The organism is Virgibacillus sp. M23 (assembly GCF_034190895.1).
Taxonomy (GTDB): Bacteria; Bacillota; Bacilli; order Bacillales; family Amphibacillaceae; genus Virgibacillus; species Virgibacillus salarius.
In genome coordinates, this window is the sequence record NZ_JAWDHA010000058.1 from 1 (window position 1) to 14,605 (window position 14,605).

Annotated in this window: 14 protein-coding genes and 1 pseudogene; 12 read left to right on the top strand and 3 right to left on the bottom strand. The window is 37.1% G+C overall.

Annotation, left to right across the window (positions count from 1 at the left end):
- The first annotated feature begins 460 nt into the window (after positions 1 to 460).
- Complete coding sequence (rocF, locus tag RVS70_RS17350; protein ID WP_026679754.1) at positions 461 to 1,363, top strand: arginase; 903 nt, start codon at positions 461 to 463, stop codon at positions 1,361 to 1,363.
- A 138-nt stretch (positions 1,364 to 1,501) separates the two neighbouring features.
- Here rocF and RVS70_RS17355 read toward each other — a convergent pair whose 3' ends face one another.
- Positions 1,502 to 1,654 (bottom strand): aspartyl-phosphate phosphatase Spo0E family protein, encoded by a 153-nt coding sequence (locus RVS70_RS17355; protein ID WP_080668607.1) that lies wholly within the window; start codon positions 1,652 to 1,654, stop codon positions 1,502 to 1,504.
- Positions 1,655 to 1,802: 148 nt separating this feature from the next.
- Between RVS70_RS17355 and sigW the strand changes: the two genes are divergently transcribed.
- The 11 genes from sigW to RVS70_RS17410 all read left to right on the top strand — a co-directional run bounded on the left by sigW (position 1,803) and on the right by RVS70_RS17410 (position 12,060).
- Entirely contained in the window at positions 1,803 to 2,366 is a 564-nt protein-coding gene (sigW, locus tag RVS70_RS17360; RefSeq protein ID WP_026679755.1) for an RNA polymerase sigma factor SigW, read from the top strand.
- A gap of 6 nt (positions 2,367 to 2,372) precedes the next feature.
- Positions 2,373 to 3,014, top strand: a complete 642-nt coding sequence (locus tag RVS70_RS17365; RefSeq protein WP_345739469.1) for a zf-HC2 domain-containing protein — start codon at positions 2,373 to 2,375, stop codon at positions 3,012 to 3,014.
- A 190-nt stretch (positions 3,015 to 3,204) separates the two neighbouring features.
- Entirely contained in the window at positions 3,205 to 4,026 is an 822-nt protein-coding gene (gene cdaA, locus RVS70_RS17370; protein WP_026679757.1) for a diadenylate cyclase CdaA, read from the top strand.
- A complete protein-coding gene (locus RVS70_RS17375; RefSeq protein ID WP_026679758.1) occupies positions 4,019 to 5,257 on the top strand; it encodes a YbbR-like domain-containing protein in 1,239 nt (412 codons plus the stop codon). Before cdaA ends, RVS70_RS17375 begins: the two co-directional genes overlap by 8 nt.
- A gap of 57 nt (positions 5,258 to 5,314) precedes the next feature.
- Positions 5,315 to 6,661: a phosphoglucosamine mutase gene (glmM, locus tag RVS70_RS17380; protein ID WP_026679759.1), complete on the top strand. Its 1,347-nt coding sequence runs from the start codon at positions 5,315 to 5,317 to the stop codon at positions 6,659 to 6,661.
- Positions 6,662 to 6,815: 154 nt separating this feature from the next.
- Positions 6,816 to 7,409, top strand: coding sequence for a TetR/AcrR family transcriptional regulator (locus tag RVS70_RS17385; protein WP_026679760.1), 594 nt, complete (start codon positions 6,816 to 6,818; stop codon positions 7,407 to 7,409).
- Between the two features lie 17 nt (positions 7,410 to 7,426).
- The gene (locus RVS70_RS17390) at positions 7,427 to 8,110 is read left to right on the top strand and encodes a hypothetical protein (protein ID WP_026679761.1); all 684 of its coding nucleotides are present in this window, start codon (positions 7,427 to 7,429) and stop codon (positions 8,108 to 8,110) included.
- A 123-nt stretch (positions 8,111 to 8,233) separates the two neighbouring features.
- Positions 8,234 to 8,923, top strand: coding sequence for a response regulator transcription factor (locus tag RVS70_RS17395; RefSeq protein WP_026679762.1), 690 nt, complete (start codon positions 8,234 to 8,236; stop codon positions 8,921 to 8,923).
- Entirely contained in the window at positions 8,923 to 10,296 is a 1,374-nt protein-coding gene (locus tag RVS70_RS17400; protein ID WP_026679763.1) for a sensor histidine kinase, read from the top strand. The genes RVS70_RS17395 and RVS70_RS17400 overlap by 1 nt, the downstream gene beginning before the upstream one ends.
- 67 nt (positions 10,297 to 10,363) lie before the next feature.
- On the top strand, positions 10,364 to 11,401 hold the full coding sequence (locus tag RVS70_RS17405; protein ID WP_026679764.1) for an ABC transporter permease: 1,038 nt from the start codon (positions 10,364 to 10,366) through the stop codon (positions 11,399 to 11,401).
- Positions 11,401 to 12,060, top strand: a complete 660-nt coding sequence (locus tag RVS70_RS17410) for an ABC transporter ATP-binding protein (protein ID WP_026679765.1) — start codon at positions 11,401 to 11,403, stop codon at positions 12,058 to 12,060. The genes RVS70_RS17405 and RVS70_RS17410 overlap by 1 nt, the downstream gene beginning before the upstream one ends.
- 529 nt (positions 12,061 to 12,589) lie before the next feature.
- Here the strand turns inward: RVS70_RS17410 and RVS70_RS17415 are convergent.
- Together RVS70_RS17415 and RVS70_RS17420 are read right to left on the bottom strand one after the other, a co-directional pair.
- Positions 12,590 to 13,726, bottom strand: a complete 1,137-nt coding sequence (locus RVS70_RS17415) for an FAD-dependent oxidoreductase (RefSeq protein WP_121604333.1) — start codon at positions 13,724 to 13,726, stop codon at positions 12,590 to 12,592.
- Between the two features lie 318 nt (positions 13,727 to 14,044).
- Positions 14,045 to 14,231, bottom strand: a pseudogene (locus RVS70_RS17420) (recombinase family protein); the annotation flags it as partial.
- Positions 14,232 to 14,605: the final 374 nt, after the last annotated feature.

The window sequence follows — 14,605 nt, forward strand, 5'->3', positions numbered from 1 at the left end:
CGAAGGCCGGCCACTTCAACTCCTGTGGGAAATGTTTGACCTGAAGATCCACTTTTTTGAGCGGGTTTTGCTAAAAAAGTTAGCGGAAGGACAAACCCCACGGAAAGGGAAGTGGGCAGCCGGAGTGGTGGTCAAGCAGTAGCTATTATGGAATAATAGCTACTAGAGGGAGCGTAAATCTGAGCATTTAGTGATAAGGACTGAGCGAATTTTGCTCCGTTTTTTTAGGTTTGCCCATTATGGCGTGGTGGGCTCCAATGGGGTGAAAGTCTCTCAGTACGACCTAGTAGTGATAAGTACATAGCCAAAAGCAAGGGTGTCCATGCTGCTGAAGGATCCAGTACTAGATAAGGGTGTAGGAAATATGACGTTATATTTGAGTATGCATATATATACAATCTAATGTCGAGTTGAGTCATCTTGTTTTTTCTGTCTACAATAGAGTAAAGGGGGCGCTTACATGAAGAACAAAATATCAATTATTGGTGTACCAATGGATTTAGGTCAAAGCCGCCGTGGAGTGGATATGGGGCCTAGTGCTATGCGCTACGCAGGCGCTATTGAAAAATTAGAAGAATTAGATTATCAAATCCATGATCTCGGTGATATCCCGATTAATCGTCCGGATAAACCTACGACGGATAATAGTAGTAATTTAAAAAATTTAGCTCAAGTGGTTGAGGCAAATCAAAAGCTAGCAGAAATGGTAGATAAAGAAATAGAAAAGAGACATTTTCCTTTAATATTCGGCGGAGATCATAGTATTGCAATTGGTAGTTTAGCCGGGATATCCAAGCATTATGAAAATCTTGGTGTGATATGGTATGATGCACATGGTGATTTAAACTCTGGAGAAACTTCACCATCAGGTAATATCCATGGTATGCCGCTAGCTGTTAGTTTAGGAATTGGTCATGAAAAGCTAACAAATATTTTAGGGTTTGCGCCAAAGATTAAACCAGAGAATATTGTGATTATTGGTGCACGCTCACTCGATCCTGGCGAAAGAGAGTTGATTCGCGACAGGGGGATCAAGGTCTATACGATGCATGAACTAGATCGAATGGGAATGCCAAAGGTTATGGAAGAAACGATTTCTTATTTGAAAGAACGTACGGATGGAGTGCATTTAAGCTTGGACCTTGACGGGCTTGATCCATCAGAAGCTCCAGGAGTAGGAACACCAGTTATAGGTGGTATTACTTATAGAGAAAGTCATCTGGCAATGGAAATGCTTGAAGAATCAAAACTACTGACGTCTGCAGAGTTTGTCGAAGTCAATCCAATTTTGGATGAAAAAAATAAAACTGCTACTGTTGCTGTCGGATTAATGGGATCACTTTTTGGAGAAAAATTGAAATAATAAAATGAATAGCAGTGGTGAAATTTTCGATCAATAAAAAAGACATTAAATTTCAAACTGGAAATTTGATGTCTTTTTTTACCCTAATTTCTCTATTTTTATTGTGTTGTAACGTGATGTTTTGTGAATACATACATATTATTTACTGTTATGAAGATATTCATTAATGAGCTGGTCTAGCTTCATACTAGAAGAGATGACAGCTTCGGAAGTTAATGCATGTGAGTTACTCAGAGATATCATTTCTTCTCGACATTTTTCGATTTTTTCCAATAAAACATAATTACTCACAAAACTATCCTCCTATCTAGTATACTATAATAGGAGAGTAGCCAAATTTTTGCAATCATAAACATAGATAATTTTTCTGTTATTTTTTGAAACCTTTTCGAGGAGTTATTCGTAACATGAATACCGCATAGTTGGCGGAGGTACCAATATGGATGAAATGATAAGAGAGAGAATAAAACAAGTGAAAAAAGGAGATCAATCAGCTTTTGAGGATGTGGTCTCATTCTTTCAAAACAAGATTTATCAGCATTGCTATCGAATGCTTGGTAATGCACACGAGGCGGAAGATATAGCGCAGGAAGCTTTTATTCGTGCATATGTAAATATCCATTCGTTTGATGACCGCAGGAAGTTTTCAACATGGTTATATCGTATTGCTACAAACCTAACGATTGACCGTATTCGAAAACGGAAGCCGGATCATTACCTTGATGCAGAAGTAAAGGGGACAGAAGGATTAAATATGTACTCTCAATTGGCTGATAACGGCCGTCTGCCAGAGGAAGAGGTGGAAGGGTTAGAGCTACAACGCTATATTCAACAGGAGATCATACAGCTTCCTCCGAAATATCGAAGTATCATTATGCTTCGGTATATTGAAGAATTTTCCCTTCAGGAGATAAGTGAAATCCTAGACATCCCTTTAGGAACGGTAAAAACCCGAATCCACCGAGGAAGGGAAGCTTTACGGAAAAAGCTTCGTCACGTGTAAAGGAGTGTGACTCACTTGAAATGTAATAATGAAGCTGTAGAATTAATGCATAAATATTTAGACGGTGATATTACCAAAGAGCAAGAGCAAACACTTAGTCAGCATTTAGAGAGCTGCGATGCATGCCAAAGGCATTTTCATGAGTTAAAACGAACCATTACGTTTATTCAAAGTGCAGAACAAATAAAAGCACCAGCGAATTTCACAGCTACTGTTATGGAAAAGCTTCCTACAGAAAAGAAACGAATAAAATATACAAGGTGGTTTAAGGCTCATCCAATGCTTACAGCAGCAGCCATCTTTTTCGTATTTATGCTAAGTGGAATGCTTTCCGTTTGGAATCAGGATAGTGAGCTAGTTGTTTCCAAACAGGAGGACTTGGTCATTAATGGGGATACAGTTATTGTGCCGCAGGATGTGACCGTAGATGGAGACTTACTAGTAAAAAATGGAAATCTCATTATAAATGGTACCATTGATGGAAATGTGACACTCATCAACGGTAAGCTGATAGAAGAACCAATTGAAGGTGAAGGACTGATGGCTTCAGTTGGAGAGGTAAACGGAGAATTAAAGCACGTTGATCAAGTTTTTGAATGGATATGGTACTCAATTAAACAACTGTTTCAAAGTGTTTTTGCATTATGAGGCTACAATAGATTAGTCTGAATATCGGCATTCCGATTTCAGGCTTTTTCTTATACCGTCAAAGTAGTTGATTACTTGCTTACTTTAGAGTGATATCATACATGTTACTGGTAAAATTATGTTATAATAATAACGTTATGGTCACAATGAAACTAGTGTTTAGAAATTTTTCGTAGAAGGATGTGTAATCATGCTTGATGGGGGATTCGACCTGATACAGCTCCTAAGGATAGGCGTAGATATTGCTCTCGTCTGGTATGTTATATATAAATTAATCATGCTAATCAGAGGAACGAAGGCAATCCAGCTTTTAAAAGGAATTGCTGTAGTATTGGCTGTATGGCTTATTAGTATTGTTTTAAATTTACAAACCGTTCAATATTTTACCAATCAGATAATTGAATGGGGACTTATTGTCATCATTATTCTGTTCCAGCCTGAACTGAGAAGAGCGCTAGAACAACTGGGTAGGGGTAATATATTTGGACGAAGCTCACGCTCAGAAGAAGAAATAATTGAACAAAATATTGAAGCGATTATTCAGTCTTGTAATTATATGGCAAAACGACGGATTGGTGCTCTCATCTCGATTGAACGCGAGACAGGCATTGGCGATTATGCGGAGACAGGTATCCCAATTGATGGCAAGCTGACACATCAGCTTCTTACAAATATATTCACTCCAAACACACCATTACATGATGGTGCGGTGATCTTAAAAGGAGATATTATCACTGCCGCAGCATGTTATCTACCATTATCGGAAAGTCCTTTTATTTCCAAAGAACTTGGTACTAGACACCGTGCTGCAATGGGAATTAGTGAAGTTACTGACGCTTTAACTATAGTTGTATCGGAGGAAACAGGTAATATTTCATGTACAAAAAATGGTGAGCTACATAGAGAGCTTGACCAAGAAGGTCTTCGTACATTATTACGAGAGAATTTGTCATTAAGCTTAAAAGCCCCTAGTAAAAAGTCAAAAAAGAGGAGGGGAAACAAAAATGGATAATTGGTTTAGAAGTAAATGGTTTGTCCGTGTCGTTTCCTTGGCCTTTGCGGTGTTGTTTTATGTCTTTGTGTCTGTAGAAGTACAAAATAGACCAAATAATGATGGCTTAACGTTTCCATCGGGGGACAGCTCTCAAGAATTACAGACTTTAGATGATGTGCCAGTAAATATTAAAATTGATAACGAAAAATATGTGGTTAGTGGTGTTCCTGAATACGTATCTGTTTCCATGGAAGGGTCTGCTGGCTTCCTCACTCCTACAATTAAAAATAGGAATTTCAACGTATATGTTGATTTACAAGGATTAAAAGCTGGAGAACATACCGTGGAATTACAACATGATATTTCTAGCGAATTAGATGTTTATATTGAACCAAAGCGGATTGATGTAACCATTGAAGAGAAAGCAACGAAAGAATTCAATGTCATGGTTGACTTCTTAAATGAAAGTCAAATTGCTGAAGGTTATGAGCTAGGTGATTACGAAGTTAATCCTAAAACCGTAACGATTACCAGTGCCAAAAGCGTAATTGATAAGATTGGTATTGTAAAAGCATATGTCGATTTATCTAATTTGGATAAGCCAATTAATAATCGGGAAGTACCTGTTAATGTTTATGATAATCAAGGTAGTGAATTAAACGTGAATGTTGAACCAGGGAATGTTATCATTTCTGCGGATATAGATAATCCGAGCAAGAAAGTACCACTAAGTTTAAAGACGAGTGGGAAGTTGCCGGAGGGCTATGCATTATCATCGATTTCTGCTAATGTAGAGGAAGTGGAAGTGTTTGCAAGCAATAGCTTGCTCCAAAATATTGACGAGATTACAACGGAAGACATCGATTTGTCGAAGATTGAACAATCAGGTACAATCGAGGCGAAGTTAGCCTTACCAGAGGGAGCAAGCGCACCTGGAGTAGAGAATATTAAAGTGGATGTAGAAATAGAACAAACGAAAACCATTAAAGCTTTACCAATTAATGTAGAATCTCTGGGAGATGGACAAGAAGTATCCTTTATCGATCCATCCAATGCAGAGTTAGACATCACAGTTACTGGAAATCAAGCAGACATTGCAAAGCTAAAAGCTGATGATTTCCAAGCATCAATAAATGTGGAAGGTCTGGACGTTGGGGAGCATGATGTCCCAATAACGATTGAAGGACCCGATGGAGTAACCGTTGAAGCTGAATTCGAACAAGCTACGATTGAAATAAGTGAATCTTAATATAGGATTGCTCTCGCTTGATAAACGGTGAAAAGGATATAAAGGAGAGAAACTCACATGGGAAATTATTTTGGAACAGATGGAGTACGCGGAGTAGCAAATAAGGATCTTACTCCAGAATTAGCCTTTAAGTTAGGGCGTATTGGTGGTTACGTATTAACAAAAGAAACGCAGCGACCTAAGATCATCATTGGTCGTGATACGCGGATATCTGGCCATATGCTTGAGGGAGCACTGGTAGCCGGATTACTTTCTATCGGTGCAGAAGTAATGAGACTAGGTGTTATTTCCACTCCAGGTGTTGCGTATTTAACCAAAGCAACTAGTTCACAAGCTGGTGTAATGATCTCAGCCTCTCACAATCCTGTTGAAGATAATGGAATTAAATTCTTTGGTCCAGACGGCTTTAAACTAACAGATGATCAAGAAAATGAAATTGAAGCGCTTATGGACGGAGAAGACGAGTTACCACGTCCGATTGGTGCCGATGTTGGGAGCGTCAACGACTATTTTGAAGGCGGTCAAAAGTATCTATCCTTCTTAAAAGATACGGTTGATAATGATTTTGGCGGATTAAAAATAGCTTTTGACTGTGCACACGGTGCTACATCAAGTTTGGCTACACATTTATTTGCTGATTTAGAAGCGGATATCTATTCTATCGGCTCATCTCCAGACGGATTGAATATTAATGATGGTGTTGGGTCTACACATCCGGAGAAGCTTCAAGCTTTTGTGAAAGAGAAAGATGCTGATATTGGTCTAGCATTTGATGGCGATGGTGACCGATTAATTGCTGTTGATGAAAAAGGAAATCTTGTAGATGGCGATCAAATCATGTTTATATGTGCTAAATATATGAATGAAAAAGGAGCCCTTCGTCATAATACGGTCGTTTCTACGGTAATGAGTAATATCGGTTTTTATAAAGCATTGGAAGAGAATGGCATGCGTAGTGATAAAACAGCAGTAGGGGATCGCTATGTGATGGAGGAAATGCGAAAAGGTGGATACAATCTTGGTGGTGAACAATCTGGACATATTATCTTTCTAGATTATAACACTACGGGAGATGGCATGCTGTCAGCGTTACAATTAGTAAATGTAATGACGGAAACTGGTAAGCCGCTGTCAGAGTTAGCAGAAGAAATGACCATTTATCCGCAAATACTTAAAAATGTAAGAGTCTCTGACAAGAAAGAAGCATTAAATCATCCAGAAATAAAGAAAGAGATTGCAGCAGTAGAAGAGGAACTTGGAGAACAAGGACGTGTCTTAGTAAGACCATCTGGTACCGAACCACTGGTGCGGGTAATGGTTGAATCACCAACGAAAGAAGAATGTGAGAAATATGTTAATCAAGTCGTAGCTGTAATTGAAAGACTGCTTGGAACAAATCATTAATTTTAAATAGTAACTACTAAAAGCCGCCGCTTAATGGGCGGCTTTTAGTATGTATGGATAGTAACTTTTCAATGTTCTTGACAACCATTTTTGTTCCTACTATAATTTGGTTGCTCAATCAAAAAAATGATCAATTGATCAGGAGTTGTGATATATGAATGATAGACAATCCTTTATTGCTGAAGCTAGAAGAGAACAAATTATAAAGGCAGCAATTGAAGTTCTTGAAGAGATTGGTTATGTAAGTGCCAGTTTATCTAAAATAGCTAAAAAAGCAAACATTAGTACTGGCCTTATTTCGTATCATTTCTCGGGAAAAGAAGATTTGATGAATAGTACGCTTGGTTATCTGATTCAGAACGAATTTTTATTCATTCGTAAAAGGGTAGAGCAAAATAGTAAAGCGGAGGAAAGATTAGCAGCTTATATAGATGCAAGTTTAGATTATCAGTTGAAGCATCTTTCAAATAATATTGCTCTAATAGAAATTGTTTTTCATGCACGCACAGATGAATATGTACCTTATTATCTGTTAGAGGAAGAAGAGGGAGATCCAATAACGATATTATTAAAGGATATCTTACAAATGGGACAGACGAATAATGATTTTGCTAAATTTTCCGTTAAAACAGTAGTAACTATTATACGAGGAGCTATTTCAGAGTTTATGCTATCCAATGATTCTAAACAAAGTACGGAACAATATGGAGAAGAATTAAAAAACATGGTATTTAAAATGGTGAAGTAGTGGAGGGAGGAAACAACATGCTAAATGAAGAGACAGTCTTAGGATTAAAGCGATTCGATAAGTTGTTTATCATTGTCATTTCTATTACCGTTGGTGGGCTGCTTGGCTGGTTTATTCCTGTCATCATTGATTGGGTATTAGAGCTGCCATTTGTACCGATGGAAGGTATTATTTCTATAATTGATTCATTAAATCATTTTTGGGTTTCGGTTGTTGCTACAATTGTAGGCGTTATTGCAGGTATCGCTTTTATAGTTTATGTCTTTCATGTAACGCTGAAGGTGAAGGTATCCGATAAACAGATTACTTTAATTCTTGGAGAGATGAGAAGGGATATTCATAAGCAGGCTATTTCTGCAATTTTTATGGAAAATAAAACCTTGATTATTCTTGGAGAAAATAGTAAAGAAATTTTCCGAGAAGACTTGGAGGTTAAAAAGGAAGAGGCAAAGGAAGCCTTTTTATATTATGGTTACCCTTGGAAGAACGAAGACCCTTTTATAAAGGATTATCAACGCTGGGAATTGGGTAATAATCAATATCCTTCCGATATTAATTCTATTCTATACGCTAGAGAACGAGCATTAAAGGAGGATAATGAGGAGGAAGCAAAGCAATTACGTGAAGATTTGGCCAAGCTAGGTGTAGTAATCCAAGATAAACAAAAAGCACAGTATATTCGTTTAATAAAACAGGGGTGAATAAATTCGTGCACCCCACAATGCATTCCAATTTTAGATAGAATCTACATGCTATTTAGCCCCACAATCTGTTCATCTTTCTATAATAGAGAAGAACAAAATGAAGACAGGAGGTAGTAAGCATTGATAACAATCTTAACCGTCGATGATGATGCACATATCCGTGAACTGCTTCGATTCTATTTACAAAAGGAAGGATATCAAATTATTGAGGCCGAAGATGGTCAAGCAGCATTGAAGCAATTAGCGAAGCGACAAGTTCATTTGGCAATTGTAGATATCATGATGCCGCAAATCGATGGATATCAGCTTTGTAAAGAAATTCGTACCGATTATGATATCCCTGTTCTGATGCTTACCGCAAAAGGTGAACTGACAGATAAGGAGAAAGCATATATGGCTGGTACAGATGATTATATTGTAAAGCCGTTTGAACCAAAGGAAGTTTTGTTTCGAATTAAAGCATTGCTCCGCAGGTTCCAAATGCAACATAATGAAAAAATACAACTTGGCAATACAGTGATTGATCGAAAAAGCTATGAGGTTCATACACAAGGGAAGACAATCATACTCCCATTAAAGGAATTTGAACTGTTGGCACAATTGGCGAGTTATCCGAATCGAATATTTTCTAGAGAACAGTTGATTGAATTGGTATGGGGATCAGATTATCCAGGTAATGACCGAACAGTAGATGTACATATTAAGCGACTTCGCGAGAGATTTACCTCAGTGCAGAACGACTTTTCCATTCAAACCATTCGAGGGCTTGGTTATAAATTAGAATTCATTCGTGATGCAGGTGTTCACTAATGCGGACACTTTATGTACGAATTATTGTTACAACGATGGCTATCATGATTACTAGCTCCATTATCGCATTTATTGCTAGTAACGTTTACTACCAGCATGTATTAAAACCAGAAAATGATAAAAAGGTTACTCATATGGCTAACAATATTGTTGATCTTTACAATGGTAGTGATCAATCGATTGGTCATTTTTTAAGGGATATGGCAGATTTAGGATACTCCTTTTATTTAATTGATAATGATGGCCAGAGCAAGACATTTGGCAAACCATTTGATACAACAGAATTGCAATCATCGGTTGTACAGGATGTCTTAAGCGGTAACATATACCACGGCATTGCAAATTATCCTTGGCAGCCCTTTGTAACCGGATTTTTTGATCATGCACTTTCAAATACCATTGGCTTGCCGATAAATGCTAATGACGATAGCTTTGCCTTATTTGTTCGACCAAATTCCGTGCAGCAATTTGGTGAAATGCGTATCTTTTTTGCAGTTATTATTGGACTTGCCTTGTTTTTTAGCTTCTTGTTTGTGCTTTTTAGTACACGCTGGATTGTAAACCCAATTCAGTCATTAACAGTGGCTACGAAAAAAATTGCAGCAGGTAATTATCATATAAAATTAGCTGTTAACCGTAAGGATGAGATTGGACGCTTGGCAAGAAATTTTTCAACCATGAGTGAGAGTTTACAAAAAACAGAAGAAAAAAGACAGGAATTTGTTGCAAGCGTCTCCCATGAAATTCAATCTCCACTTACATCAATTCAAGGGTTTTCACAAGCCCTTCAGGAGGAGAACCTTTCCAACGAAGAACGCATTCATTATCTATCCATTATTGAAAAAGAGAGCAAACGATTATCTGTACTTAGCAGGCAACTGCTTACCTTATCTCAGCTGGATCAAGGCAATAATGAGCTGGAGCGTATTCCATTTGATCTATCGGAGCAGATGAAGGAAATATTATTTACACTTGAATGGCAGTGGCGCCAAAAAAATCTATCGATAGAATGGGATGCTAAGCCAACGGTTATTAACGGCGATCCTAAATTATTACATCAAGTATGGATGAATGTTATAACAAATGCCATTCGTTATACATTGAAAGAAGGAAAGATATCAATAACTGTAAAAAAAGGGAAAGCGAATGTTGAAGTTATTATTACGGACACAGGTATTGGAATTTCTCAAGAAGATATCCCTCAAATCTTTGATCGGTTTTATAAAGCTGATAAAGCTAGAACGCGAAAAGCAGGTGGAACAGGTCTGGGATTAGCCATTACAAAGAAAATTGTAGAATTACATGCTGGAACAATCATGGTTAAGAGTGAAGAAGGGCAAGGAACAGCGATTATTATAACGCTACCGCAATAGTAACGAATCGTTCATCTTCTGTTCATACAAAAGGTCTATATTAGAAGCAGAAGAGGAGGGAAGTGCAATGTTTCTTGCAATTCGAGAGTTACTATTTGCGAAAACTAGATATATATTAATTGGTCTCATTATGGTTTTAACGGCTAGTCTAATCTTTATTATTTCGGGGTTAGCTCAAGGTCTATCTGCTGATAATGCGTCCTCGATTCAAGAGCTGCAAGCGGATTTGTTAATCTTAACAAAGGATGCAGAGGGAGAACTTACAAAATCCTTTATTCCAATGGGCGAGGCGCAAGAGATTGTAGACAATCAAGGTGATGAGCATGCTAGTACTTTAGCCATTCGGATGATGAATGCCACCAGAAATAACAGTCAACAGCAACTAGATATTGCAATGTTTGCAACAGAACCTGATAGTATGCTGATGCCAAAAATAACGGAAGGAGTTTCTCCAACAAATCAAAAACAAGTAGTAGCCGACACTACATTAAAGCAGGAGGGTGTAAAGCTTGGCGATAAATTGACAATTGGGGAAGCCTCTTACATTGTGTCAGCTTTTACATCAGGTCAACGATACAGTCATACTCCCGTTGTGTTTATTCATAATCAAGGCTTAGATCAAGTGAATGCAATTGCTGTACAAGGCGACGCCCATGTAGAAGGGTCATTTGATGTAATGACAAAAGAAGATGCACTTCAGGGGATTCCTAGCTATTCGCAGGAACAGGCATCGCTAAATATGATGATCATTTTCTTATATGTCATTGCTGCATTTGTGCTGGCTGTGTTTTTCTATGTCATCACACTACAAAAAAGGGAACAGTTTGGGGTGTTAAAAGCATTAGGTGCTAATAACAGCTACTTGATTCAGGGGTTAATGGGGCAAGTAGTATTACTTGCCGTTGTATGTATCGCATTAGGAGCAGCGATTACGGTTGGAATAGGTGCGTTATTCCCTAGTGATATGCCATTTCACCTCGAATTAGTTACAATGCTTAAGCCAGCCATTATTATGATGATTGTCTCCTTTATTGGAGCACTGTTATCCCTTTATCAAGTAACGCGAATTGATCCAATTGAAGCAATTGAGGGGGCTGCTGCATAATGACACTTATTTTAGATCATGTTACGAAAACTTATACAGATGGTCCAAATCGCTTTAACGCTTTGGATGAAGTATCCTTAGAAGTAAAATCAGGTGAATTTATTGCGATAGTTGGTCCTTCTGGATCAGGAAAAAGTACGATGTTATCAATTGCCGGGGCACTACTTTCTCCAACAAGTGGGAACGTGCTGTTGGCTGGAGAGAATATTACTGGATTATCATCGAAAGAAATAACGAAAAGACGGCTTGAAAAGATTGGGTTTGTGTTTCAAGCTGCTCATTTAGTTCCATATCTCAAGGTAAAAGATCAGTTGAATATTATTCAAGTGCTTGCCAAGAAACGAGTTAAACATGGGAGTGATTTACTTACTCATTTTGGCTTGCAGCATCGGTTGAATAATTATCCCAATGAGCTGTCAGGAGGTCAGCGTCAGCGAGTAGCAATTGCTCGTGCACTAATGAACGATCCGCAAATAATTCTTGCTGATGAACCTACTGCAAGCCTTGACTCCAAGCGAGGTCAGGATGTTGTAAAACTTTTGGCAGGCGAAATTAAAGATCGAAACAAGGCCGGAATTATGGTAACGCATGATGAGCGCGTACTTAGCTATGCAGATCGAATTGTAACGATTCGCGACGGAAAAATAGTAAAGGATTAAATAGTAAGAACTGCTCAGCAATAAAAACAACCACTCATATAATAAAAGAACGACCACAGTTCCAGCTATGGTCGATAGATACCCATCCTTATGATAGGGATTGGCGTTATCTAATTTAGAAAGAAAAAATAGCCCATACCCCTTTGTGGAACAGGTGGCTATTTTTTTGCGTTAAGAATAGCTACAACAACTGAATTAGCGTTACGATCATGCGTTTTATCAATACTATAATGAGTAAGTGTTAATGTATTTAACGTTACTATCTACTCTACTTTTGTCCCGTATATAACTGGCAGTAATCCCCCCACTGATTGAAGTTTCACTTTACATCTAACTGTTCTTTTAAAGCAGTAATTGATTGGATGTTCAAGAAATGGTTGAAGAACTTACAAAGGTGATGGCATATTTGGCTTAGATAAAAAGAGATGAGTATATGTAGAAAAAGAACGTGAAGAAAGTAGTTTACTTCTCTTTTGGATTGGTATCAACTACAAATTCTCCACGCTTTAGTTGATTTTGCAATAGATCCTCAAATAATATTTACAAGATCCTTTTTTGCTTTCTCTTTAACATTTAATCCATTAATCATTTCCAGAACCTGTAACGCACATCCCCATGAAAAAGTGATTCCAGAGCCACCATGTCCATAGTTATGTATAATGGATGAGTTAGGTACTCTTTCTAAACGAACACTTTTTTCACGGAAAGGCCTTAAACCAGTACGCACAGGTTCATAGGAATCAATAATTGCTTTTTCAAGCGGAGGGAAGAACGATTTACAACGATTATACATCTCTTCAATTGGTTGATAATTTTCTAAATTAACTTCTAAATCCCATTTATTAAGTTCAGCTAAACCTCCTAAAAGTAACATGTTTTCCCCTCTAGGAAGGATAAAAATAAAGCCAGGATCTTCACTAATTCCATCATGAGAAATACAATAAGCTTCATCTAATTTAGAGAATTGTTGCCCATCATTCACAACTCTAACTAATGCACCACGTAACGGGGTCATGTCATCATCAGTCAATTCAATAGCACCTAAACCTGTACAGTTTACAATTACATCCACTTGGTATTCCGCTTTTAAATTTTTTTCTTGTTGTTCTAAATTTCCTACAATTTTTTTCATTATAATATCACAATTTGATTTTTCAACCTTTTCTTGTAGCCACTTCATGTAGATATCCGTATCAATCATAGGAGCTAACAGCGTATATGCGTCTTTAATACCCATTTCTGGATTAACTCCTTTTTCTTCAATCAGTGATACACTATGGCGGAAACTACGAACATGTCTTTTTAATTCGTTCATTTTTTTTAAATCTTTAGAGTTATCCTTTATTAAATTTTTAAAAAAGAAAGTAACATCACGCATGTATACTCCACTTTCTTTGTTTTTAGATAAATCCGAGAATATATTATAAGAGAGTAATGACCATTCTTTTGATATCTTAATTGAAGCTTCATCTTGGTGGTTTCCACAAACAGCCGGAGGCCACTCCCACAATGCACCTGCGACTACGGAAGTAACTTCAGGAGCGAGCTTTTCTGTAACTATTTTGACTTGATGTCCTTCATTTTGTAAAATCAATGCTGTAGTTAGCCCTACTACCCCACCACCTATAACTAAAACTTTACTTTTTTCACTATGATTTATATTCACAACATCACTTCCTTATAATTTGTTTAACTATTAGAACAATTTGTCACAAAATTATATAACATAGCCCTTTCTAAAATATTGAAGTCTACCAATGGGTTTTCTGATAATAGTTCTGCATATTCTGATTTTTGTTGTTATTTTGATTCAAAACGATCGTCTACTACAGAATTGATGTATGAATCAAAATCTCCTTCTCTCAAAGAATTCAATGAGTCTTTTAGTGATTCTTCAGCCGACTTTAAAGAAGCGCTTACATAGTAAATAAATGCCATCAGTAAAGCTAACGCAGTGATAGAAACTAAAAACAATTTGCGTGATAACACTCATTTCTTCTAACCGTTGAATAATATTGAGGATATCCACCGTTCTAAACGGGAGATGCTCTCCACTACAACTGTATCGCCTTGCCTGATGACATTAAAAAGTTGATGAAGTCCTTTTCGATCTTTAATCGTACCTGTAAACTTCTTCTTAACTATTTTTTACAATCATATTGATTAAACATACCAATTTGCCGATCTAAGTTTTGATCAATAGTAGACACCCGAGCCGAGCATAATCAATTATCATTTGTAACCTTCAGTAAACCTATATATTTTTATTTTACTAGAAGGACTCTTATTGTAAAGGTATTTTTTGGTAATTAATAAATCTTAATAAAATCAAAGTTTAGTAGGATGAAAGAAAGCGTTACAAAAATACTGGTTTATGGTAATGGCATGTATTAACATGGAGATAAGTTCTAAATCAATCTGGCCAGATTGTTGTATAACATTTTCAAGTACAATACATAAATTAGGATATTAGTGAGATTAAATTCTGGTATTAGTCCTAACCTATGTGGTCAAACAATAGGTTTTACAATTTTGACAATAGTAA

Coding starts and splice junctions, on each gene's coding strand:
- rocF (WP_026679754.1), top strand. CDS start 461: ATGAAGAACAAAATATCAATTATTGGTGTACCAATGGATTTAGGTCAA.
- sigW (WP_026679755.1), top strand. CDS start 1,803: ATGGATGAAATGATAAGAGAGAGAATAAAACAAGTGAAAAAAGGAGAT.
- cdaA (WP_026679757.1), top strand. CDS start 3,205: ATGCTTGATGGGGGATTCGACCTGATACAGCTCCTAAGGATAGGCGTA.
- RVS70_RS17375 (WP_026679758.1), top strand. CDS start 4,019: ATGGATAATTGGTTTAGAAGTAAATGGTTTGTCCGTGTCGTTTCCTTG.
- glmM (WP_026679759.1), top strand. CDS start 5,315: ATGGGAAATTATTTTGGAACAGATGGAGTACGCGGAGTAGCAAATAAG.
- RVS70_RS17385 (WP_026679760.1), top strand. CDS start 6,816: ATGAATGATAGACAATCCTTTATTGCTGAAGCTAGAAGAGAACAAATT.
- RVS70_RS17390 (WP_026679761.1), top strand. CDS start 7,427: ATGCTAAATGAAGAGACAGTCTTAGGATTAAAGCGATTCGATAAGTTG.
- RVS70_RS17400 (WP_026679763.1), top strand. CDS start 8,923: ATGCGGACACTTTATGTACGAATTATTGTTACAACGATGGCTATCATG.
- RVS70_RS17405 (WP_026679764.1), top strand. CDS start 10,364: ATGTTTCTTGCAATTCGAGAGTTACTATTTGCGAAAACTAGATATATA.
- RVS70_RS17410 (WP_026679765.1), top strand. CDS start 11,401: ATGACACTTATTTTAGATCATGTTACGAAAACTTATACAGATGGTCCA.